This is a genomic window from Enterobacter sp. D2 (assembly GCF_034427575.1).
Classification (GTDB): Bacteria; Pseudomonadota; Gammaproteobacteria; order Enterobacterales; family Enterobacteriaceae; genus Enterobacter; species Enterobacter cloacae_M.
Map to the genome: position 1 here is coordinate 95099 of NZ_JAXQPP010000004.1, position 22961 is coordinate 118059.

Below are 22961 nucleotides of genomic sequence, written 5' to 3' on the forward strand. Positions count from 1 at the left end.
GAGGCTAATTAACCGGATGTGCATCACATAATTTGGCTGTTTTGACATCATTTTGAGTGGAAACGGAAAATCGGTTTCCATGGAAAACGGAAACGGATATACTCCGTTCTGGCTATAATGTGAGCCGAAGCGGTCATGGAATTTGCAGGCGCGAGGTAAGCCTGCCAGGGGAAAGAGATGTCGACAATCAATGATGTATCACGTCTTGCCGGGGTGTCTAAAGCCACGGTATCGCGAGTGTTGAGCGGGTCGCGTGGCGTTAAGGAAGCCAGCCGTCAGGCCGTATTAAAAGCGGTGGATGAGCTGAACTACCGGCCTAACGTGATTGCCCAGTCGCTGCTGAGCCAGTCGACGGGCTGTATCGGGGTAATTTGCGCGCAGGAAAACATTAACCAGACCACCGGTTATCTCTACGCGCTGGAAAAACAGCTCAGCCAGCATCAAAAACATCTCCTGCTGCGCTTCGCGCACAGCAAAGCGGAAGTGATGCACGCCCTTGAAGAACTCTCCTGCGGGCTGTGCGATGACATCCTGGTGATTGGCGCCCGTTTCCCGCTGGATGTGGATATGGAAAACGTCATTCTGGTGGACTGCATGGAGACTGATAATTCCAACAGCATCCAGTTCGATCACGCCTTTGCCGCCGAGACCGCCTGTAACTACCTCACCAGCCAGGGGCGTCGCCAGATTGCGCTGATCCACCCCCACGGCAGCGGTTTTGCCGATCAGGTGCTGCTCGGCTACAAGCACGCGCTGGAGAAAAATTTCCTGCCCTTTAATCGCAGCCTGGTCTTTATGGACGCGACCTCCTCGTCCGTTGCGCTACAGGAGCTGCTTAATAACGCCAGTACTCTGAACTTCAACGCGCTGCTGGTGGCAGACGAGCAGGAAGCCCAGCGGGTGATCCCGCAGCTGCAGGCGTTTAACAAATCGGTGCCGGACGACATCATGGTCTTCAGCCTGGCCGGATCGCTGCACCTGCCGGGTATTCCGGTGATCCCGGCGATTGAATATTCCATGGACGCGATGGCGGCGCGGATTGTGAGCTGGCTGACGGAGAAAACGCAGATGCTCGGGTCCTATGTTCTGCGCGGGGATTTGATTATTCCGGACATGCGGAAGCGTTAAAAATGTTTTCCAGGCCGGGTAAGCGCAGCGCCACCCGGCGGGAACTCAATAATCTTCCATACAATCCACTTGGCCAATCGCCCCCCAGTAGGCATCCAGGTTGTCGCGCTTAACGGCGGTGATGGCATTTTTGATCAGCAGCTGATTGGCCTCGGACGACAAAATCATCTCCTGCCAGGCTTTATCGCTCTGCTTTTTCTGTGGCGTACAGGTTTTCTTAATATCTTTAAGGACCTGCTGCTTTATTTGCGCCTCTTTCGCGGGGTCATCCTTTTCCTGAGCATGGACAAACGCGGCGAAGAGCAGACAAACCAGCAGGCAGACCAGGTGCGCAGCTTTCATCACAACCCCCTTTTAGAAGTCACATGCTTCCCATGAAATATATCGTTACATTCAGTGTAGCGACGCCAGCCGAAAGTATGAATTTTCTCCAGGAGATCTGTGTGAGATAGTGAAGCGGCACAGATAACAAGGAGATAAAAATATGCAGCTGAGCATTACTCGTGCGGTTACGGCGCAGGAAAAAGAAGAGTTACTCACGGGCCTGAGAGCCTACAATGCGCAGTTTCTGGATCTATCCACCTTCAGCGGGGATATAGGCGTTTACGTGCGGGATGATAAAGGCGTCATGCTCGGCGGGCTAATTGGGGTGCGTAAAGGCGACTGGCTGAATATCGACTTTCTCTGGGTGAGCGATGCCGTGCGCGGATCCGGCGTGGGCAGTCAGCTTATCAAAGCGGCCGAAGAGGAAGCCAGACGCAAAGGCTGCAAACACGCGCTGGTCGATACCGCCAGCTTCCAGGCGCGTCCGTTCTATGAAAAACAGGGGTACCAGTTGCAGATGTCTTTGCAGGATTATCCGTACCCGGGCATGCAGCGACATTACCTGGCGAAAGCGCTTTAAGCTCGGAATCTGTTGGCCGGGTAAGCGCAGCGCCACCCGGCAATACCCGCATATAACTTATCCTTCTTATTGATTCTTTTTCGGTTTTTATTTCACCGCCTCGTTGTCGATATAGTCACTACAACATTTAGCAAAAGGAACTGTCTTGTGAAACGTCGATTGGGTGCTCTGGTACTTGCTGGCCTGCTGCTGGCAGGGTGCGATCAAAGTGGCAGCGATGCCAAACACATTAAAGTGGGCGTCATCAACGGCGCTGAACAGGACGTAGCGGAAGTTGCCAAAAAGGTGGCAAAAGAGAAATATGGCCTGGACGTGGAGCTGGTGGGCTTCAGCGGCTCGCTGTTGCCTAACGATGCCACCAACCAAGGGGAACTGGATGCTAACGTCTTCCAGCATCGCCCGTTCCTCGCTGAGGATAACAAGGCGCATAACTACAAGCTGGTGGCCGTGGCGAACACCTTTGTTTTTCCGATGGCCGGCTATTCCCGCAAAATCAAATCCGTCTCTGACCTGAAGGACGGGGCGACCATTGCCATTCCAAACGACCCGACCAACCTTGGCCGCGCGCTGTTGCTGCTGCAAAAGGAGAAGCTCATTACCCTGAAGCCGGACACCGGGCTGCTGCCGACGGCGCTGGATATTACCGCCAACCCTAAACAGCTGAAAATTATGGAGCTGGAAGGGGCACAGCTGCCGCGCGTGCTGGACGACCCGAAAGTGGATGTCGCCATCATCAGCACTACCTATATTCAGCAAACAGGGCTGTCGCCGGTGCATGACAGCGTCTTTATTGAGGATAAAAACTCGCCGTACGTGAACATTGTGGTGACGCGCGAAGACAACAAAGACGCGGAGAACGTGAAGGAATTTATCCAGTCGTATCAATCGCCTGAGGTAGCGAAAGCGGCGGAGACGATCTTTAACGGCGGGGCGGTGCCGGGCTGGTAAACGATCTGACGGAAAACGGGTTGCTTAACTTGGCCCGATTCCATCGGTAATCGCCCTTTAACCCACAGCGTCAATTGTGACGGCTGGCTATCCTCCTTATCACACCAACCGGAGGATAGCCCATGAACATTACCCATATTCGCAACGCCACCCAGCTGATTACCTACGCCGGAAAACGTCTTTTAATCGACCCGATGCTGGCCCCGAAGGGGGCTTATCCGGGCTTTCCCGGTACGGCGTATGCCGAACGCCGTAACCCGACTGTCGAACTCCCCGTTGACGTCAACACGCTGCTGGATGCTGACGCGGTGATCGTCACCCATACCCATGACGATCACTGGGATCGCGCCGCGGCGGAGCTGATCGCCAAAGACAAACCGATCTACGTGCAAAACGATCGTGACGCCGCGCTGCTGCGAAGCCAGGGATTCAGCAACCTGACGGTCATGACCGACGCGACCTTCTTCGGCGATATTCAGATTACGAAAACCCACGGCGGGCAGCACGGCACCGATCGCGCTTACGCCGTGCCGGAGCTGGCGGAGCGGCTGGGTGAGGCCTGCGGCGTGGTGCTGCGTCATCCCGATGAGAAGACGCTTTATCTTGCCGGGGATACCATCTGGCGTGACGAAGTGGCGGCCGACCTGCAAAAGCACCAGCCGGACGTGGTGGTGCTGAACGCGGGCTATGCCCACGTCATTGGTTTTGGGCCCATTATTATGGGGCAGGAGGATGTGCTCAACGTTCATTTCCTGCTGCCGCAGGCCAACATTGTGGCAATCCATATGGAGGCGATTAACCACTGCCTGTTGACCCGCAGCGCGCTGCGTGAGTACGTTGAAGCCAATCAGGTGAGTGACGCGGTGAGCATTCCCCAGGATGGCGAAACCGTTATATTCTGAGTGCGTTAAAGGGAAAGGAGAGACAGATGTCGCTAATCAACGTCGCGATTGTCGCGGTAGACGGGTTCAGCCCGTTCCACTACTCCGTTCCCTGCATTCTGTTTGGCGATTCGGTCTCCGGCGAAAAGCGCTTTAACGTGACGATCTGCGCCGAAACGCCGGGTTTTCTCACCTCAAAAGACGGATTTGCCCTCAACGCCACGCAGGATTACACCGCCATTGGCCAGGCCGATATTGTTGTCGTTCCCTACTGGCAGCACGTCCTTGAACGACCGCCCCAGACGCTGCTCGACAGCCTGGTGCAGGCGAGAGACAACGGCGCGGAAATCGTCGGGCTGTGTCTGGGGTCGTTTGTGCTGGCCTGGGCGGGGCTCCTCGACGGCAAACGTGCGGCCACCCACTGGGAGTTCGAGCATCAGTTCCAGTCGCTTTTCCCGTACGTTCAGCTGGATATTAATGCCCTTTACGTGGATGACGGCAATATCATCACCTCTGCTGGAACGGCGGCTGCGCTGGACTGCTGCCTGTATATCATTCGCCAGCGCTTTGGCAGCGTGGTTGCCAACCAGATTGCCCGCCGGATGATTGTTCCGCCCTACCGCGAAGGCGGGCAGGCGCAGTTCATCGCCCAGCCGGTACCCAAAGATACCCGCGACGGACGTATTAACTGTCTGATCGATTATCTTCAGCAGCACATCACCGAACCGCATAGCCTGGACTCGCTGGCAGAGGTGGTTTCGATGAGCCGCCGCACCCTGACCCGCCATTTTATTAAAGCCACGGGAATGAGCGTCTCCGACTGGCTGACCGCCGAACGCCTGCGGCGCAGCCAGATCCTGCTTGAAGCCGGAAATATGCCGATTGAGCGCGTGGCCGAGCTGGTGGGATTTAATTCCGCCGTCACCTGGCGACAGCAGTTTAAGGCGCGTTTTGGGGTCAGTCCGGCGGAGTGGCGAAAGACGTTTCGCATTCAGCCGTCTTCAGAAAATGATAATTCTGTTGCGCTGGAGTGAAAAGCCGTGGGCGGCATCTATTTGTTGATGGTTACGAACGTCCCTGACGAGCGCGTCTTAAATCCCGTAATCTTTTGTTTTTTTACTTTAGCCGCCAGTGTCTTTTTAGCGTGATCCTGATTTTTGCTGTTTAATGCTGATGCATCAGAATGGTTACAAGACGCCTCTCTTCCGGTTAAGATATTCCACGTTACTTTCCAGAGAAAAGGTAGTGGCATGAACAATATTGAAACGCAGTTACTAGAATCAGGTTTCACCGTAAAAGAATTAGCGTATCTGAACCGGAACATTAGCCGTTATGGTTCATCCTTGCTCGAGGTAGTACTTGAGTTAGGTAAGCGATTTATCATGGTTCTGTTTCTTACTGCGGTTGTGGCTTTGATTTTTCTGGCGCTTCTTTTTTTCGCTGAGCATTACAATATTGTTTCCGGAGGCATTTCTCTTTTCATCGTGTTGGTGATTGTCTGGTTTTTTCAACCGCCGGTCATTACCTACAAAGCCTGGCGCTACAGAAAGAAATACATTAGTTCTGGCCAGACGCATTAGAAATTAAATCAAACGAGACTTTTGCAGACACACCCCAGCCGGCAATTTTCATAGTGAGCGCTGCGCGATTCATTCCGTCAACCTTGCGGTAGAAATCCAGCGGGAGATAGCGAAACAGACGCCATGATTCGGGTTTTCGGATGGCGCCAAATACCGTATAGACGCTTGCGGCCAGGCTTACGCTGTTAAATACTCCCAGTGCTGATTCACGTTTAAATCCCATAAACTGAGCGATATCCATGACGCCATCTGCCAGCATTCCTTCGGAATTTGGTTGATGTTGAAGCGTTCTGTTAATTTCTTTTGAAATGGCATTTGCACCATCCATAACCAGAATCGCTCCTGCAAGCGCACCCACTGGGTTCATTGTCATCATTGCACCTACACCTGCAACAATCTGTAATCCTGAAAGCCTTAATCGACGAGATAACATAACCGACGACTTTGTTATTTTCTTTAACCAGTTCAATCTGAGCAAAAAGCTGAGCTGTACGTGAGCGAAGCATTCTGCTTTGATCAAGAAGACTTTCGTTCTCTGTCCGGATGTTTTTCAGGCATTCCATGCACTCCTCATGACTTCTGGCCGCCCGGGTAGCGCTAAATTGTTGCATCACAAACTGCCGAATATCATCCATAAACTTAATCCGTGCGAGTCCATCGCTGAGATGTTGCCCTCCGACAATATTCGCAGTATTGATAAGCTTCCGGGCTTCAAGATTTATCATTGTTTCAGCCCATGCACGGGCGTTTTGACCAGGGAAAAGTGCAATATCCATTTAAATTTTCTCATCTGATAACTAATATTTACAGATTATCCTTCCAGCAGAAACTGGCAACAATAAATTGGGGCATGTATCGCGAGCCAGCAAGCGCCAAAGGCATATCCCGGCGAAAATCATTTTCGTCGTTGGTGGCTACCGAAAGAATAGTCATTGAAGGCAGGGAAAGTGAGATATAAAGAACTACCCCAGCCTCTCCACCTTCGTCTCCCCCTCAACCATCGATAGCTGATACAGCGAAAACGACCTCTGCTTCTCAATCAACTTCGCCAGCTCCGGCGAGTGGCTGGTGAGCCAGATCTGCGAGTAGCGGCTGGCCTCGGCAATTAAGCTCGCCAGCGCGGGCAGCATCTGCGGGTGCAGGCTGTTTTCAGGTTCGTTCAACGCGATAAACGCCGGTGGGCGCGGGCTTAACAGCGCTACCGCCAGGCACAGAAAGCGCAGGGTGCCGTCGGAGAACTCCGCCGGTTCCAGCGGCCTGCTTAGACCTTCGCGCTGCATCATCATGCGAAAACGTCCGCCAGCGTTGTCGCTGTAAAACACGCAGCCGGGGAAGGCCTGGTCGAGGATGCGCATCAGCAGCAGCTCGTCGCCAATCTCGACGATAGTCTGAAACGCGGCCGCCAGGTTTGCACCGTCGCTGGCCAGCACCGGGGAACGGAAACCGACCTGCGGGGCCCGCATCGCCGAGCCGATTGATACAGAAAACTCATGATAAAAGCGCCAGTTACGCAGGGACTCGCGCATCTGCGACACTTCCGGGTAAAGGTGTGGTTCGCCGAGCTGTCCGAATACCGATTCGTTCTCGTACAGCGTGCCGCTGTGGGTCACCTTCTCGTGATGCACGTTGTTCAGAAACACCGCCTGGTTCTTACGCTTCATCAGCTGTGACGAAGGACGACGGTGCTGGCCGCTCAGCCAGATGGACTCCTCTTTGATCACCGGGTCGAGCTGAAACTGCGAGGGATAGGGCAGCTTCTCCACAAACCCGACCTGCAGCTCGTATTCGTAGGTCTCTGTTTCCACCGCGAGGTTCATCCGCCGCAGCTGGTCGCTGCGGGTTTTGCCTGCCCAGAACACCTTCAGAATGCCGCCCTCGTTCGCCAGCGCCTGGGAAAACTGCCCCTGAGCGGCGCTGTGCATCAGATGTATCGCCTTGTAGATATTGGATTTCCCGGTGCCGTTCGGGCCGAAGACGATGTTGAGCTGCTCCAGCTCCAGCGACATGTCGCGGATGGAGCGGTAGTTTTGAATGTGCAGGGTGTGGATCACATGCAGGCCCCTTTTTGCAGAATAGGCCTGTATATAATCACAGTCTTTGAGATGAAATGCAAAAAAGAGACGACAGTGAGGATGTCGTCTAAACGGGGTACTGCTTTGGGCCTCTATGGGTCAATGGGGCCTTCGCATTTTTTTCATCACTTGACTGCCAGACGCAGACCCAAATCATCAGGATAGGGATCAAAGTAGTTTTGCGTCATCAGATACCGGTCGGGGTATTCGGCCAGGTAGTGCTTCAGCAGCGTGATCGGGGCGAGGATTGGCAACTGTCCGTTGCGATAGTGCAGGATCACGTCGCGCAGCTCGCCGCGCTGGCGGGTGTTGAGCTGGTTACGGAAATACCCCTGAATATGCATCAGCACGTTGGTGTGATTCTTCCGCGAGGCGGGTTTCTTCAGAATGGTCATCAGCTTTTCCCGGTACGCCACGAAGAAGGCGTCCAGGTCTTCCCACTCGTGCAGCGAGGCAACGAACGGGCCGATTTCACGGTAGCCCGCCTGATGGTGCGCCAGCAGCTGCAATTTATAGCGGCTGTGGAAATCCAGCAGCCCACGTCGCGTGAGACCTTTAGCGCGCAGCGTGTTTAGCTCGTGCAGGGCAAATACCCGCTCGATAAAGTTTTCCCGCAGCACCGGGTCGTGCAGCCGACCGTCTTCCTCGACGGGCAGCCACGGGTAGGTTTCAAGAAGGGCGGCGGTGAACAGCCCGACGCCCTCCTTGCGGCCCCGGTTGCCGTTTTCATCGTACAGCCGCACGCGTTCCAGGCCGCAGCTTGGGGATTTTGCACAGACGATAAATCCCGACAGATCGCCGATTTTTGGCAGATAGTCCGCCGTGAACTCGGCCATTTTCTGCGTGAGGTCATCATGAGGCGGTTTGCTGAAACGGAGCTGCGTTTCGCCGCTGTCCGTCAGCGTCAGGCGTATGGCCGGGCGAGGCGTCGGCAGACCGATAGCCATTTCCGGGCAGACGGGCCTGAAATTCACCCACTGGGCCAGCTCATCCATGACGAAGCCCATACGCTTGTGTCCGCCGTCAAAGCGAACGGCGGATCCGGTCAAACATCCGCTAATACCGAGCACAGGTTTCGTTGTCATGGTGTAGTCCTCCCGTTCATATAATTAAAACTTACACAACATGACTAATTTGTCCAAGTATTAGCGGAACTATTTTTTTTATTCCTTTAAAATCAACTCGTCTTAACTACCCTTGTAGGTCGAGTAACCGTACTGGCTCAGCAGAAGCGGGATGTGCAGCTTCTCGTTGGTGCGGGTCACGGTAAACAGCACCGGGATCTCCGGGAAGAAGGAGTCCAGCTTTTTGCCGTGGAAGTACTCTGCGGTTTTGAAGGTCACTTTATACACGCCAGGCTGCATGTCCTGATCCTGCGGATAGAGCGATTTGATGCGGCCGTCGTGGTCGGTTTTGCCGCTGGCGATCGGGGTCCATTTGTCCTGCTGCTGTTTCTCCAGCGTAACGGTCACGTCCGATGGCGGCATCCCGGTTTGCTGGTCGAGAATGTGGACGCTCAGCGTGCCGGCAGGGGCGCTAAAGGCGGCAGGGGCAAAGGCCATCGAGGCCAGGATCAGCAGAGGGGCAGTTTTTTTCATGGTGTTTTCCTGTGGAGTTATACGTCACAGGAAAACGTTAGCATCTGCGGCGCGGGAAAATATTCAACTTTTCGTGAAGATTCCCGCAGGAGAAAATGATCAGAGGATAATTACTTCAAGCGATACCTGCTGCTGCCACTGCTCCACCTGCTTTTTCCGCGCGGCGGTGAGCTTGCCGCTGGTGACCAGAAGCCATTTACGCTCCGGGAAAATTTCCGGTGCCAGCGCGTCAGGCGGAACCGGCAGGATGTCGATGCGGTGGCCCTGGCCGGTGCGCGTTAGGGCTTCGAGCCAGATCTCGCACGGGTCGTTCAGGTGCCAGCCGCTGAGCAGAATATTATCGCCCGGCGCTTTTTTATCGCCTTCGAGGCAAAACGAGGTGTAGGCCATGATGATGCCGTCGAGGATCGCGCGCAGGGTCATGGCGGCGGCGACATTGGCCGAGACCTGGCTGCGCAGCGGGCGCAGCACGTTCGCGACCAGCTCTGGCCTTGGGTACTCGCGTCCGGCGTCGTAAATCATCTGGCGCAGAGACTCGACCTTGCCGTCCTGCAGGCGTTGCAGCATGTTCTGCTGGAGGGTTTGCCAGTTGTTGGTCCGTCCCGGCGTCGGGCGTTCCAGCAGCGGTTTGACCTGGCCGATCGGGACGCCTTTTTTGACCCAGTCGAGAATTTTTAGCGCCTGCTGGACGTCCTCGTCGCTGTACTGGCGGTGGCCGCCTTCCGTGCGCTGTGGCTTGAGTAAACCATAGCGACGCTGCCACGCCCGCAGGGTGGTGGCGGTGATGCCGCTGAGTCTGGCGAATTCGCCGATGGAGTAAGCCATGTCCGTGTCCAGAGTGGAGGAATACTCTCAATATACTACGAATTTTCCCGAACGGGATGAAGCGCCGAAACGGTGCACTACACTTAACATCCAACCGTGCAAATGAAAGGAATTCTCATGAAGCTATGGCCTGTTGTGACCGGTGTTGCCATTGCGCTGACGCTGGTCGCCTGTAAATCCCCTACGCCGCCGAAAGGCGTGCAGCCTATCACCAACTTCGAAGCCAGCCGCTATCTTGGCAAATGGTACGAAGTCGCCCGGCTGGAAAACCGCTTTGAACGCGGGCTGGAGCAGGTAACCGCCACCTACGGCAAACGCAGCGACGGCGGTATTAGCGTACTCAACCGGGGCTACGATCCGGTGAAGAACAAGTGGAACGAGAGCGAGGGGAAAGCGTACTTTACCGGCGAACCGACCACTGCCGCGCTGAAGGTCTCCTTCTTCGGCCCGTTCTACGGCGGCTACAACGTGATCAGGCTGGACGATAAGTACCAGTACGCGCTGGTCAGCGGCCCGAACCGCGATTACCTGTGGATCCTGTCGCGCACGCCGACCATCCCGGATGCGGTGAAGCAGGATTACCTGAACACCGCGCGCAGTCTGGGCTTCCGGGTTGACCAGCTGGTGTGGGTGAAGCAATAGTCCCTACTGGTAGGAAAACGTAATGCTGGCCAGCGCGTTGGCCGAGCCGGGGACCAGTTCACCGGTTCGGATGTACTGCGCCTGGAACGGTAGCGTGAGCGTCTGCGCCGCCGTGGTGCTCTGGATAAAGAACTGGCCGGTCGCACCCGCGGCCGAGCTGTCCGGCCCCATCGTCAGCGGCCCGCTGCCGTTGTAGAAAAACTGCACCCCAACGCCGGACGCCGTTGAGTCTCCGGTCAGCGTCACCACCGACGAGGTGTTCGACGGCGTGGTCTGATCGGTCATCACGGCGTGAACCGCCACGTTCGCGTCGCAGGTCAGGCCGACGGTAAACGTTCCCGATGGCGACGTGCTTCCCACCGTGGGCAGAGTGCGAATATCAATGGTGCCCAGCGCCACGCTGGCGTTTTTGCTACCGACCGTACACCCGCTGGCGGTCACCGTGATGGTGGTCGGGCTGATAATCACCTGCGCCGTTTTCGTCTCGTTGTTATAGGCGGTGAGCACCGCGGCGTTGATGGTCGGGATGTTATAGACGCCGGATTTCAGGGCGGCACCGGTTTTAATAAAGGTGACCTTTGCCGACCAGCCCAGATCCTGAGCAAACCCGCTGGTGCCCTCTGCCGGGTAGCTTTGCGTGATACCGGTTTGCAGGGGAATGTATTTTGTTCCCTTAAAATCCTTCAGCCCGATGATATACCCCACGCCCGGTACGCCGGTCTCAAAAACGGTGTAGTTCACCCCGTCGACGGTGACCGTCGCACCGCTCGTGATGGCGCTGCTGCTGGGCTGCAGCGTGCCTTTGTTGCAGGTAAAAACAATCCCGCACCAGAACACCTGCTGCACGCTGGCGGTGGCGCTCCATGTCGAGCCGATAATGCTGCCCGGCACCACGGAATCCGCCGGCCCGCTGTAGGTCATCGGCTGAGGGGAGAGCGTAATGTCCGATTTCCAGTCCAGCGCCTGCACGCTGGCGCAGAAAAGTAATCCGCTGAGAAGAAACGCTAAACGCATCATAGATACTCCGTTGTCCAGGTGGCGAGGGCTGACACATCACCGGCGCTCACCGGCGTAGCGGTGGCAACCAGCTGCGCGTAGAAGGTCATCTGTACGCTGTCATCCCCCGCGGTTCCGTAGGCTGCGGTCTTTGTATTCAGGGGAATGAGTACGCTCTCTTTATCGAGGATCTGCACCGCCACGCCGGTAGCGCCACCGTCGGCAATTTTCAGCAGCTGCGGGTTGACATCATCCGGCGTACCGCTGAAGCGAATTTTTACGCCAGCAAAGGTTGGCCCGCACGCTTCAAGCCTCAGCGTGAAGGGCGTTTTGATATTGCTCACGGCCCCGGCGCGGCTGAACTGTTTTATACCAATGGTGCCCAGCGGCACGTTTTGCTCCCCGGAGTCCTGCGCTACCACGCAGGTGTTGCCGATCAAATTGCCGGTGACGGAAACCAGCACGTCGTAGCCGCGAACGGGGAGCGTGAAGACCAGCAGCAGCGCAATGCAGCCGATCCGAAGCGTTACTGACATACCACCTCCTGAGAATAAAGACCGGTGCGGGCGTTATAGTTCTGCTTGTTTAAGGCGTAGGTAATGGCGCAGCGCTGGCGGCTGCCGCGGCCCCACACGGCGTTCAGCGTGCCCTTCTCTGACAAACCGGAGAGATACAGGCTGCCGCCATCGCCAACGATGCCGCTGGTTTTGTCATCATCGAGCGAGACCAGCGTGCCGAAGGGGAGCACGTCGTTGCCGTGACGCACGATAAACATCGCTTTTGCCCCCTGGTGCGTGGTGAAGGTGGCGCGAACCAGGGCACCGTCGGTAGGCGTTTTGTTGGCGATGGCGTTTTCCAGCTCCACGTCATTGCCGGCGGTCGTCACGTCCAGCGCGACCTGGTTGACGCGATACGGCGTGGCATACGGGATCACCGCGTAGCCCCGGCTGTCCGTTTTGATGCCCTTATGGTTAAGCACGGCGACGTTGCTGGCTCCCGGCGCTTTTACCAGAATGTTGGTATTTCCAAGCGGCTGGCTCAGCGTCAGGCCATCTTCATGCACTACCGCCCCGCCGCTGATGCCGTAGCTGAGGTTGCGGGAGTCGCTGGCGTAGCTGTAGCCCAGGTTGTAGTCTCCCCACGCGCCTTCGTACTGCAGGGTGGCATCGCCGCCGTAGTGCTGTCGGGAGCTGTAGCGCTGGTTGACGCTGTAGAACAGATTCTCCTCACCCGGCAGGTAGCCGCTCACGCCCGTGCTGGTGGTGGTGCCGGTGGAGTCCGCATGGGTCGTGGTAAAGCGCGCACGGGTCGACAGCGTCGGGTTGCCCAGCGGGACCGAAATCGACATCGACAGGATGTTATCTTTCTTGTCGTCATACAGGCTCGAGCTTCGCTGGACGCTGACGCCAAGCGACACGTTGCGAAAAGTGGCGTTCCACGCAAACTGCAGGCTTTGCGTGGTATTTGACGTGTTCCAGTAGGTCTGCTGATCCCACGACAGTGACAGCGAGCCATATTGTCCCATCGGCTGCGACAGCAGCAGCTGGTTTTTTGCCTTGCGCGACATGCGCAGGTTGTACACGGTGTCGTAATGGGTGGTGACGGTGCCATCGTCTTCCACCGTCTGCTTTGGCGATCCGCCCGACATCCCTTTGTACGTGGTGTCGCTGAGGGTATAAAACCCTTTCGTGGAGTAGCGCAGCGAGAAGAAGTTAACCCGCGTGCCAATGTCGTTCAGCAGCTTGCTGTAGCGTAGGCGCACCGAATCACCGGTATAGTGCCGATCGTCCGCCAGCTGGCTGCGGGCGTGGGTCAGGTCGATGGAATAGGCGCCAAAGCGGCCAAGGTTTTGCCCAAACCCGAGGGCCAGGCCGTTATAGCGATCGGCAAACTGCGCCCCGCCGTAAAACGTCAGGCCGTATCGCCAGCCGTAGAACAGCTCGCCCTGCGCGAAAGAGGGCGCGTCCTGATTGCCCGTCGGACGGTATTTCCCGGCGCCGAGAGCATATTTCACCTGTCCGTTACGCACCAGGTTCGGCACGCTGGCAAAGGGAAGCGTGTATTGCGTTTTGCTGCCGTCGTTCTCCTGAATGGTGACCGCCAGATCGCCTCCCGAGGAGGTCGGGTAGAGATCTTTCAGCACAAACGCCCCCGGCGGGACGGAGGTTTGATAGATGATGTTGCCGTTCTGACGAACCGTGACCGTGGCGTTGCTGCGCGCGATGCCCCGGACTTCAGGCGCATAGCCGCTGAGGCTTGCGGGCAGCATGTTGTCATCGGTTTTCAGGGCGATACCGCGCAGGCCCACGGAGTCGAACACCTGCGCCGAGGTGTACGTTTCCCCGGCATACACCTGCGCGCGCAGGGCGTGAATATCGCGCTGCAGCCAGGTCTGCACGTGGGTAAGCTCATTGCTGTCTTTGGTCCACGTGGTGAAATCACGTAGCCGCCACGCGCCCAGGTTGACGCCGCTGTTGAGGCTCGCAAACAGCTGCTGCTCCCGCGTGCGCGTCTCGCCGCGATACTCATTGTTCGAGCCATTGACCACGTAATTCAGCCACGCGGCAGGAATGCCCGCCTCCCAGCTTTCCGGGCTGACGTACCCGCGCGGCAAATTTCGCATCGCACTCTGCGGTACGGTGAAGCTCAGGGTGAGCGTCTTCTGGTCCAGGTCAAACTGCGTATCCGCAAACGCCTTCGTTAAGAAGATGCAGCGCTGCGCCAGCGGCAGGCCGCCGCCCTTCGCCTGATGGCTATCGATGCCCAGCGCGGCGAATTGTTCAGGCGTGAGGCAGGGCAGCGCTTCACCCGTGCTGTCTTCAGCAAGGCGGAACGTGACGTTACCCGTGAACGCATAATTCGTATTGATATACACGTTGAGATTGTAATCACCCGGCGGCAACGCGCTCCCGGCGTTGACCCAGGCGAGATCGGCGCTGTTTGCGCTCTCGCCGTTGAGGAACGCGGGATTAAATTGCAGCTCGCTTTCAGCAGCCACGGCTTGCCGAATCACCAGGGAGATCACCGTGGCGCACAGGATTTTTATTTTCACGTGGTCACGCCTTACTGTTTTTATTATTGGGATAACGACGCGCGCGTGGCGGGGGTCCATGCCCCGTAATCGTTAATGGTTTGATAGCTCATGCTGCTCGCGTGGCTGAAGCGTTCAGCCAGCGTCACGCTGCCTTTCGGGGGCACCATCACCGGCTGCACCGGCATACCGTCAATTTTCACGTTGATGGTGGTGAGGTAGTACGGCGTTGGGTTACTGAGCGTCACTTTTCCGGCACGGTAGGCACCGGCCAGTTTTTTCCACGCCTCTCCCGGGGTCTCACTGAGTCCCTCGGGGCGATAAAAGACCTTGATGCGGTTAGCCGATGCAAACTGCAGCGTATTCCCGGCGCCGCTTTTCGCCTGCTGGGGGATGGCTTTGACCGTCATCCAGTAGAGCGTCTCCCGATCCTCTGGCAGGGCTTTGCCGTTAAACATGATTTTCACCGCGCTTTCGCTGGCCGGTTTCATGACGTACAGCGGCGGCGTGATCGCGAAGTCGTTGGTACGTTCGCCTTTCTCATTCTCCATCCACGACTGGATGAGGAACGTGGCGTCGGGATGGGTGTTTCTCACCTGCATCATGGCCTGGCTGGTGGCGCTGGAGTAGACCAATCGCGTTGCGCCCAGCCCCACGCCGCCGGCATAGACGGCGGAGGAACATAACGCGCCCGCCAGGCAAATCCATGTGTTTACGCGCATAGTGTTACTCCTGAAAGATAAGACAGGCCCGGCTCGCAGACCGGGTCTGAAGATTACGAATAGGTCACTGTGTAGGTTGCGACGGCGCTGGCATCACCCGCGGTGGCGCCGCCCTTCGGCGAGTAATATTTCGCGCTGAAGTTCAGGGTGTTGGCACCCTTACGCAGAGGGATGGCCGAAGCGGGTTCACCCAGCTTCACCACGTTGCCCTGCTCGTCATAAAGGCGAATAGCCACGTTTTGCGCAGAGTTGGCGCTGCCGTTTGCCCCGACGGACAAGCTATTAACATCGGAAGTGTCCGGCGTGCCGGTGAAGGTGACGGCCACGGTTGTGGCGGCAATCGGGTTCTCATCCGTAGAGGCTGAGGTATCGGCGATTTCGCAATCTTCCAGGGTGATGGCAAACGCTTTTGCCGTGCTGGCTTCGCTGCCGGCGGTCGCCAGCGTTGCGGTACGCACTTCACCCATATCCACGTCAATGTTGGCGCTTCCTGCGCTGATGGCGCAGGCGGAAGTCACCACTTTGCCGCTAAAGTTCACCGTGCCGCCGCTGGTGCCGGCAGCCAGGGCCGTGCCCGCTGGCAGTAATGCCGCGATAGCGATCGCGAGCAGCGTTTTATTATTGAATTGAGCTTTCATTGTCCTGATTCCATTATGGTGTTATGTCGAGATTTGCTCTGAAAGCAGCAGGTCTAACTGGTTAAAAAGACCAGCAAATCTGTCTTGTTCCTGAGCCCGAGTTTTCTTATCGCTGAGCTTTTTAACGCGCTGACACGACGGTAAGAAAGCTGCTCTGTTTCGGCGATGTAACGCATATCCAGACCCTTTCGCAGTTCCTTCAATACCCTCCATTCACCCGGCGTCAGCGATAACGCCGTGGGTTTTTTTATTGGGCGATAACGGCTATCGACCATTTTTAATACGCTGGCTCGCCAGTGATAAAGCGGGTCCTGCAGCGAGAGATAGGCGTCTATTTCACCGCGTATCCACAGCCAGGAATTTGCCGGTGCGGAATACATGCAAATAAGTACGTCGGGATAAAGGACTTTCATCTTCCTGATATATTTCAGGCAGTCATATCCCGCGTGATATTTCTCCATGCCGGATAAAAAAATCACGTCTACAGGTGCGGCCGCGAGTATCGTTTCGATCTCCGCGTAATTATCGATCGATGCCGTAATCTGCATAGCCGGGACAATATTTTTTAATAACGCGGCGATCCCCTGGCGCGCAAAGTGATCTCCACCCAATAGCGCGATATTTAAATGACGTGTGTTGTTGAGCTTATTCGCCATGTCATTCCCTCGATTTATAATTGTAATGAGACTCGTCTGTCTGGCAGAACGATGCCTGTATTTTCGAAGCAATTAAGCATTGCACGGTGTGAGCCCACTATACTCAGGGCGTAAAAGAGGTAACCTGAATTAATCTTAATTTGTTTTAAGTACGGTTTAGGTGTAGCGTCAATTTCTCCTCGCTGAACCGGTTTTTGCTTATCTGCCTGTAAATAATCATACCGATAGTTTTTATTGAAAAGTTAGCTTTAATAAATGTTTTGTAAGGAAATAGTCTGGGGACGTCATGCGACGCGGGTTGTTACTGACGGTGACTAACAGTTCCGTGCCGAAATTGTTAATTAAGACGACAGGTTTCGAATGGGGCATAATTTCGAAACCCGCCGGGAACGCCCGTCCTCTCTCCTTTTTGTTAAAAAAACAAATTAAGGGTGCTGAATAATTCAGACAATGATGGCTAAACCGTTCAACGGGCGGATTTGTCGAGTTTTGTCAGTGTCAAGACGGCTTTAAATAGCGGTTAAGAAAACTTTAGACCCGTCAGATAAAGAGAAAGGAAAAATAAGAATTTTCGCCAGGCGCCAGGATATACAGTTGCGCATTTATCCGTCACATTAATCCTTACACAGGCGAGGGATACGCATGTTAACCGTGAAGGGAATCTACTGGAGCAACAGGCGTTGACCGGAGGTATTTAGCCCATTCTATGCATAAGCATTACATTATTAATGGCCTGGTAGAGTTTCATCCAGCGGCCAGCACATTACGCGATCTCAACAATCCTGACCGGGTGGTGGTATTAAATTCCCCGGCGGGGCGCTGTTTGTTGTTATTAATAGAAAGAGTCGGAAGTATTGTGACTCAACAGGAGTGCATGGATATTGTCTGGCAGCGCCGGGGGATGCTGGTTTCGCCTAATACCTACTACCAGAATATTTCTATTCTGCGTAAGGGGTTGAAGAAAGTGGGGTTTGAAACCGATCCGATTGTCACTATCCCGCGGATTGGACTGACGCTCGCAAGCGATACGCAAATCACCGTTAAAGAGACGCAGCCGCAGGCTGATGAGGAAGAACGTGCTGCTCCGGATGTCTGCGAAGAGACCGTCGCCCCGCCGGTCCCGATACGCCGCTTCTGGCTGCCGGGCGCGCTGGTGCTATTGCTGATGCTGGCTGGCGTGAGCGTTATCAGCCATAACCTGCTGCATGACAGCTATTTCGTCGACGGGTATCGCTTCGCGATGAAGATGGGCGAATGTCAGCTCTATTTTTCTCGCGATATTGAAACGCAGCGCGACAGGGATAAAGCCCTGGCCTATGCCGCCCCGTTTAAGGACCAGTGCGCGAACTATCCCTGGGTGTACGTCAGCGGATACATCCTGCTGCCTCGCGCGTCGGTCATTCGCTGTGACAGGCCGATGACGGAACCCAACCGCTGTATGTCCGATTATTTTATAGAGGATCGCTAGTATGGTTCGCTACCGTCAAACGCTTGTTGCGCTCTGCCTGTGCCTGCTGATGGGGGCTGTCGTGGCGGCGTATTACCTCTGGCATCGCCATTACATCCAGCCCTTTTCCTGTCAGGCGAACTTTATTCAGCATCACCGTGATGAGACGCTCTCTCTGTGGCTGAATTACACCGTGGAGGGTAACAGCGGAATACTCAGCATGAATGGCCGGTTGAAAAGCGATCCCACGAAGACCCTGAATCGCAAAGTTTTCTTTCAGATTGAGCGCAAAGACAGCGTCTATAATCTGACGTCCATACGCAATATGAAATTTCCGGACGACAACATCAGCGACAGCTGGCTGGAGAAGTACGAGCCCTTATTTTTTATCTATCCGAATAAGAATATTTATATGCGTATTAAGAAACAGCAGAATGAGAATTATTTATTTATTCTGGGGACGCTGCCGACCTATGTGTGCCACACGTCAAAAAACGGATAGCGACAGGGAGAAATGTTTTTAAGTTTTTGCGGGCATCATTTATGCTTGATTTAACAGCCAGGACCTATCTTAGGAAAATATAACAGCAACAATAATGTTGCGATAATGTAATTATTCTTCGGCAAGTTAATGAAAAATATAATTGATGATAGCGTCAGAATGACGCCTGCACGGAATAAATCCCTGCATATGGGTTTACTCCTGTGGCCCCATTTCTCGCTTTTCGCATATTCAGGATTAATAGAGGCGTTACGCATTGCATCCAGCGTCCAGAAGCGTAGCCAGAAAATACGCTTTAGACTCAGTCATATAAGCACTTATCCCGACTTACCGGTAGTGAGCAGCTCAGGGCTCAGCTTGCGGCCGGAGGCCGCCCATGCGCCGCCCGGTGACTTCGACTACATTGCGGTAATTGGTGGAGGCCTGGAGCACCTTCACCAGGGGCACCGTGGCGACAGAGCGTTTCTCACGGAGGCTTATCACAACAACGTTCCCCTGATAGGTATTGGTACCGGCAGCTTTATCCTGGCGGAGGAAGGCTTACTGAACGAGCGCCGCGCCTCGATTCATCCTCATCACCATGACGTTTTCACGCAACGCTTTCCGCAGGTTTATGCCGAGCAAGGCCTCGATTTTATCGACGAAGGCGATTTGCTGACCTGCCCGGGCGGGATCTCAACGCTCACCCTGGTAACGGCGCTTATCCGAGCCCACGGGGGAGACGACATTGCGGCCACCACCTCCCGGCGGCTGTCCCTTCCTCCGCATGACGCCGCCACGCCGCGGCCCGCGAATATCGCCATGATCCCTGATTCACGGCTGCGCAGGGCGGTGACGATCGTCGAACAGTATCTGACTCACCCGCTGAACGCCGCCAGGCTCGCGCAGGACGTTAAGCTGAGTGAGCGCCAGCTTAACCGCCTGTTTCACGCCGAGTTTGGCAAAACGGCGCGGGAATTTATTCGCAGCGCCAGGCTTCGCTATGCCTGCTGGCTGCTGAAAAACTCTCAGCAAAGCGTTACGGATATTGCGCGACGGATGCGGTTTAGCGACTGCGCCCACTTTATTCGTCATTTTCAGACCGAGTACGGCTGCACGCCGGGGGTATGGCGCACGTCGCAGAACTGATGCACCTATTTCGTGCTTTCTTCGTAGGGTATTACTGGCTCGCCTGGATAGACTTCCGTTAAAAGCCTAACGGAGGGAAGACGACATGAACTGGCAGCCTTTTCGCGGCGATGCACCGGAAAATATGACGATTTTCAGCGCGTCATTTCCCGACGTCAGCGACCAGTGGCCGATGAAAGACGACGCTGCCCGCGAGATCGCCTCCCTTGACCGCGCCCTGAAAGCCGAGCCAGCGCTCCGGCCCCCGAGGGTGGAATACGACGAAGGGGGGCAGGCCGTGCTGGTTCCCCAGAACCGCTATTCCGAACAGGCCTTCCGCAACCGCCCGGCGCTCACCGCGTGGCGCACCCGGCTGGTGCCCTCCGCTCTGGCGCTGTTTGTGGTGCAAAACCCGCTGGAAGACCGCCTGCCCGACGGCACGAAAATGGACAGCGACAGCCGCCAGTGGTTTATCCACGCTAACGATGCGATTGGCGTGCGCTCCCGCGCCAGAGTGCTGGCCGCGCTGGTGGATAAGTACATTCATAATGAGAGCGAGAACAACTGGGTCAGCCTCGCGAGCGGTGCCGCCATCCCGGTGCTGGAGGCGCTGCGTGAAGCAAAGCTCGACGGCCAGCGGGTGTATCTCACGCTGGTGGACAAAGACCCGGTGGCGCTCAGCTGGGCCGAAACCATGGCGGCGCAGGAAGGGATTGTAGTGGGGGAACAGCTGACCCTGCTCAGGCGCAACCTGCTCCATACGCTGGTGCGTAACGAAGACCTGCTGCTGGAGCTGGGCGAGCAGCAGGCCGAACTGGTCGACGCGCTGGGGATTTTCGAATACTTCAACGATACCGACGCGGTGATTTTTCTCCAGCGCGCGCTGCGGCTGGCCAAGCCCGGCGGGGCGGTGATTGTGTCAAACATGCTCACCAGCAGCCCGCAAATTGACTTTGTGCTGCGGGGGATCGGCTGGGAGGATATTTACCCGAGGTCGTTACAGCAGCTGCAGGATATTCACCTCGCGGCGGGCGTGCCGGTGGAAAACGTCACCGTGGTGGTGCCGAAGGACGGCGTGTACGCGGTGATGGAGATTAGGGTTTAGCGCGAGCTGTGTGGGGGGACAAACCGCACAATCGGTTCCCTCTCCCTGAGGGAGAGGGCTAGGGTGAGGGGGAACAGGGCGCGCTGAGTTACTTGAATTAACGTTCTAAACCGCACATGATCCCCCCATGAAAATAGAAACCGCACACCCCACACACTTCGAACGTCTGGTTGCGATCTGGGAATCTTCCGTCCGCGCCACCCACCACTTTTTACAGGAAAGCGATATTGCGGCGCTGCGCCCGTTATTGCTCAACGCGTATCTGCCAAACCTCACCGTCGTGATGGCCCGCGATGACGCAGGCGTTATTCACGGCTTTTCAGGCGTGGATGAAAACCGCATTGAAATGCTGTTTGTTGACGACGCGAGCCGGGGGAAGGGCGTCGGGAAATTGCTGCTGAAATACGCCATCGCCGAGTTTGGCGTAAACGAGGTGGATGTGAATGAGCAGAACCCGCAGAGCGTCGCGTTTTATCGCCATATGGGGTTTGAGCAGGTCGGGCGCTCGGAACTGGACGGGCAGGGGAATCCGTTTCCGTTGTTGCATATGCGGTTGGGTGGGCAGGTTTAACTCCTTGACCTGCTCCCCATTGATTAATACACAGTAATGCTGGCAATTTCTTCATCGACTTTGAGAGTAGCTACGAACTTCAGTTCCTCGCTCGTAGCAGACTTTTCTGGTCAGTCTCCGGTCAGGCATAACCCAGGCAGGGTAAGTGGTCAATCAACCGCGGGGGCATTTGGGGTCTTTGCCTGTTGCCTGGAATGCGCAATAATTGGGCGTATAACGGCAGCGCAAAAGGGACACCATGCTTCATCACAGCCAGGCCATGTCACTGGATGACATCTACCTTGAGGACATTCCTCATATTATCCATCCGGACACTGCGGCAGGAGATCTCGCAGAAACTGCACTGCCCAACCGCATCATTCAGGAGTGGAATTTACCGCAGGGCTACACCCGGTTTGTCAGCCGCTATCAACCGTTTCACTGGCAGCATCCGTGGATGGCATACCGTGACGCTCTTGCCGACATAAAATCCGGGAAGCTTGTTCTGCTGAGAAAAGATTTAACCGGGCATGCTATTTCGGGAGTGCTGACGACATCCGGTGACCTTCGCAATGATCTTCCCCTGTTCCTTCATACCCGGCTTATCCATCTCCTGTCCCGGCAACTGAAACGCCCGGGATATCACGTCCGCCCGGCGGCACCTGTGCAACATGCTCAGGCTGCAAAAACCATTAACAGTAAAGCTGCAGGTCGGTTGTTGGCCGCGGGCGGGATCTATAATGGCAATATCGAGGGATTCCATCAGACCGCGCAGCAGCTCGGTGGCGATGCGCCTGCGGGTTTCAATCAGGTTATGGACAATAAAGGGCTGATCATTGCTGGCGCTTCTGTTGCTGCGGGTCTTGGCCTTGGCAGACTGGGGACAGCGAATGAGCTTAACAACCTTCATGTTCTTGGAAAAGTCGAGGGTGAATACTCGATGATAAAGCCCGGACCGTTAAGTGAGCGCTTTGCCGAAACGTTCTCAGGTGGAGCTTACAAGGAAATAACATTGTCACAGGACACCATATTTTTTAGAGGTGGTCAAAGCGGCACTGAATTGGGTCGATTTTTCAGTTATGAACGACCTTTAGGAGTACTACAGACGCGTGTCGATAAGGCTGTGTTACCAAAATGGCCTGACGGTTCTGAATCTGTGATCGATAGTTTTTATGAGATAAAAATTCCTGCTGGATCGAAGGTATATGTCGGAGAGGTGGGCTACCAGTCTGATATTTTCCCTGGAGGTACTGAGCAAGTCGTAATCCCTGCGCCATGGAATATTCCAGGCGTAGAGACGGTTAATTTTGGGGGATTGAAATGAAATCAAATATACATACGTTACTTAATAAAATCATTGAATTACTTGTCTCTTGTGATGAGACTGTTTGGTCAAAAAAACTTATTTATTATCGTGAGCTCCTGGATTCTGATTATGACCAGGCCGTTTTAGGCATCAGGTCCATTTTCGGAGGGGCCGGTTCCTTTAATGACTTAATATTGCAAAATAATGGCAAAATGCTGCGAACTGAAAACGAAACTCTTAGTGAGTTATCAGATAAGCTATACAGCTTAATAAAAGCAGAGATCTCAGCGCGTAAGATCTGAAAAGTCGTCGCTGAAAATAAC

26 protein-coding genes are annotated in these 22961 nt (G+C 55.3%); 14 read left to right on the forward strand and 12 right to left on the reverse strand.

Annotated elements, in window-relative coordinates:
• Nucleotides 1-177: 177 nt before the first annotated feature.
• Nucleotides 178-1128, forward strand: coding sequence for a LacI family DNA-binding transcriptional regulator (locus tag SPG90_RS18050; protein WP_126303935.1), 951 nt, complete (start codon nt 178-180; stop codon nt 1126-1128).
• A 45-nt stretch (nt 1129-1173) separates the two neighbouring features.
• Here the strand turns inward: SPG90_RS18050 and SPG90_RS18055 are convergent, their stop codons facing one another.
• Nucleotides 1174-1470 (reverse strand): YicS family protein, encoded by a 297-nt coding sequence (locus SPG90_RS18055; RefSeq protein WP_023309843.1) that lies wholly within the window; start codon nt 1468-1470, stop codon nt 1174-1176.
• Nucleotides 1471-1612: 142 nt separating this feature from the next.
• On the opposite strand from SPG90_RS18055, the gene SPG90_RS18060 reads away from it, so the two are divergent.
• The 5 genes from SPG90_RS18060 (at nt 1613) to SPG90_RS18080 (ending at nt 5441) form a co-directional block, all read left to right on the forward strand.
• Nucleotides 1613-2032: a GNAT family N-acetyltransferase gene (locus SPG90_RS18060; RefSeq protein ID WP_045400413.1), complete on the forward strand. Its 420-nt coding sequence runs from the start codon at nt 1613-1615 to the stop codon at nt 2030-2032.
• Nucleotides 2033-2179: 147 nt separating this feature from the next.
• Entirely contained in the window at nt 2180-2980 is an 801-nt protein-coding gene (gene nlpA, locus SPG90_RS18065; protein WP_023309849.1) for a lipoprotein NlpA, read from the forward strand.
• Between the two features lie 122 nt (nt 2981-3102).
• Nucleotides 3103-3882, forward strand: a complete 780-nt coding sequence (locus tag SPG90_RS18070) for an MBL fold metallo-hydrolase (protein ID WP_047743238.1) — start codon at nt 3103-3105, stop codon at nt 3880-3882.
• A 26-nt stretch (nt 3883-3908) separates the two neighbouring features.
• Entirely contained in the window at nt 3909-4895 is a 987-nt protein-coding gene (locus tag SPG90_RS18075) for a GlxA family transcriptional regulator (protein WP_045354685.1), read from the forward strand.
• Nucleotides 4896-5111: 216 nt separating this feature from the next.
• Nucleotides 5112-5441 (forward strand): hypothetical protein, encoded by a 330-nt coding sequence (locus tag SPG90_RS18080; RefSeq protein ID WP_023309852.1) that lies wholly within the window; start codon nt 5112-5114, stop codon nt 5439-5441.
• Here the strand turns inward: SPG90_RS18080 and SPG90_RS18085 are convergent.
• From SPG90_RS18085 to SPG90_RS18105, 5 genes are all read right to left on the reverse strand, one after another.
• The gene (locus tag SPG90_RS18085) at nt 5419-5961 is read right to left on the reverse strand and encodes a DUF4225 domain-containing protein (RefSeq protein ID WP_322408261.1); all 543 of its coding nucleotides are present in this window, start codon (nt 5959-5961) and stop codon (nt 5419-5421) included. The genes SPG90_RS18080 and SPG90_RS18085 overlap by 23 nt on opposite strands.
• A 442-nt stretch (nt 5962-6403) precedes the next feature.
• The gene (locus SPG90_RS18090) at nt 6404-7492 is read right to left on the reverse strand and encodes an AAA family ATPase (protein ID WP_126303931.1); all 1089 of its coding nucleotides are present in this window, start codon (nt 7490-7492) and stop codon (nt 6404-6406) included.
• A gap of 146 nt (nt 7493-7638) precedes the next feature.
• Nucleotides 7639-8598, reverse strand: a complete 960-nt coding sequence (locus tag SPG90_RS18095; protein WP_047173159.1) for a YbgA family protein — start codon at nt 8596-8598, stop codon at nt 7639-7641.
• Nucleotides 8599-8700: 102 nt separating this feature from the next.
• The gene (uraH, locus tag SPG90_RS18100; RefSeq protein WP_033147068.1) at nt 8701-9111 is read right to left on the reverse strand and encodes a hydroxyisourate hydrolase; all 411 of its coding nucleotides are present in this window, start codon (nt 9109-9111) and stop codon (nt 8701-8703) included.
• 99 nt (nt 9112-9210) lie between these two features.
• Complete coding sequence (locus tag SPG90_RS18105) at nt 9211-9936, reverse strand: MerR family transcriptional regulator (protein ID WP_111964278.1); 726 nt, start codon at nt 9934-9936, stop codon at nt 9211-9213.
• 117 nt (nt 9937-10053) lie between these two features.
• Between SPG90_RS18105 and SPG90_RS18110 the strand changes: the two genes are divergently transcribed.
• Entirely contained in the window at nt 10054-10578 is a 525-nt protein-coding gene (locus SPG90_RS18110; protein ID WP_008500115.1) for a lipocalin family protein, read from the forward strand.
• Between the two features lie 3 nt (nt 10579-10581).
• On the opposite strand, the gene SPG90_RS18115 is transcribed toward SPG90_RS18110, so the two are convergent.
• Genes SPG90_RS18115 through SPG90_RS18140 form a run of 6 tightly spaced genes read right to left on the reverse strand, consistent with a single transcriptional unit; the run spans nt 10582 to nt 16621 of the window.
• Nucleotides 10582-11592 carry a fimbrial protein gene (locus SPG90_RS18115; protein WP_322408270.1) on the reverse strand — a complete coding sequence of 337 codons (1011 nt, stop codon included), beginning with the start codon at nt 11590-11592 and terminating at the stop codon, nt 10582-10584.
• Nucleotides 11592-12110 carry a fimbrial protein gene (locus SPG90_RS18120; protein ID WP_163354517.1) on the reverse strand — a complete coding sequence of 173 codons (519 nt, stop codon included), beginning with the start codon at nt 12108-12110 and terminating at the stop codon, nt 11592-11594. The genes SPG90_RS18115 and SPG90_RS18120 overlap by 1 nt, the downstream gene beginning before the upstream one ends.
• Nucleotides 12101-14626 (reverse strand): fimbria/pilus outer membrane usher protein, encoded by a 2526-nt coding sequence (locus tag SPG90_RS18125; RefSeq protein ID WP_163354516.1) that lies wholly within the window; start codon nt 14624-14626, stop codon nt 12101-12103. Before SPG90_RS18125 ends, SPG90_RS18120 begins: the two co-directional genes overlap by 10 nt.
• 23 nt (nt 14627-14649) lie before the next feature.
• On the reverse strand, nt 14650-15327 hold the full coding sequence (locus SPG90_RS18130; protein WP_248169705.1) for a molecular chaperone: 678 nt from the start codon (nt 15325-15327) through the stop codon (nt 14650-14652).
• Between the two features lie 53 nt (nt 15328-15380).
• Nucleotides 15381-15965, reverse strand: a complete 585-nt coding sequence (locus tag SPG90_RS18135; RefSeq protein ID WP_023309862.1) for a fimbrial protein — start codon at nt 15963-15965, stop codon at nt 15381-15383.
• A gap of 53 nt (nt 15966-16018) precedes the next feature.
• A complete protein-coding gene (locus SPG90_RS18140) occupies nt 16019-16621 on the reverse strand; it encodes a helix-turn-helix transcriptional regulator (RefSeq protein WP_023309863.1) in 603 nt (200 codons plus the stop codon).
• 706 nt (nt 16622-17327) lie between these two features.
• On the opposite strand from SPG90_RS18140, the gene SPG90_RS18145 reads away from it, so the two are divergent.
• From SPG90_RS18145 to SPG90_RS18175, 7 genes are all read left to right on the forward strand, one after another.
• On the forward strand, nt 17328-18089 hold the full coding sequence (locus SPG90_RS18145) for a winged helix-turn-helix domain-containing protein (RefSeq protein ID WP_047173164.1): 762 nt from the start codon (nt 17328-17330) through the stop codon (nt 18087-18089).
• A 1-nt stretch (nt 18090) separates the two neighbouring features.
• Nucleotides 18091-18570 carry a hypothetical protein gene (locus SPG90_RS18150; RefSeq protein ID WP_023309865.1) on the forward strand — a complete coding sequence of 160 codons (480 nt, stop codon included), beginning with the start codon at nt 18091-18093 and terminating at the stop codon, nt 18568-18570.
• 189 nt (nt 18571-18759) lie between these two features.
• Nucleotides 18760-19698: a GlxA family transcriptional regulator gene (locus tag SPG90_RS18155; protein WP_063409705.1), complete on the forward strand. Its 939-nt coding sequence runs from the start codon at nt 18760-18762 to the stop codon at nt 19696-19698.
• An 85-nt stretch (nt 19699-19783) separates the two neighbouring features.
• Nucleotides 19784-20782: a class I SAM-dependent methyltransferase gene (locus SPG90_RS18160; protein WP_322408262.1), complete on the forward strand. Its 999-nt coding sequence runs from the start codon at nt 19784-19786 to the stop codon at nt 20780-20782.
• A gap of 127 nt (nt 20783-20909) precedes the next feature.
• Nucleotides 20910-21353: an acetyltransferase gene (locus SPG90_RS18165; protein ID WP_248201696.1), complete on the forward strand. Its 444-nt coding sequence runs from the start codon at nt 20910-20912 to the stop codon at nt 21351-21353.
• Between the two features lie 238 nt (nt 21354-21591).
• A complete protein-coding gene (locus SPG90_RS18170; protein WP_248162877.1) occupies nt 21592-22656 on the forward strand; it encodes a hypothetical protein in 1065 nt (354 codons plus the stop codon).
• Nucleotides 22653-22940 (forward strand): DUF6966 domain-containing protein, encoded by a 288-nt coding sequence (locus SPG90_RS18175; protein ID WP_322408263.1) that lies wholly within the window; start codon nt 22653-22655, stop codon nt 22938-22940. The genes SPG90_RS18170 and SPG90_RS18175 overlap by 4 nt, the downstream gene beginning before the upstream one ends.
• The last annotated feature ends 21 nt before the right edge of the window (nt 22941-22961 follow it).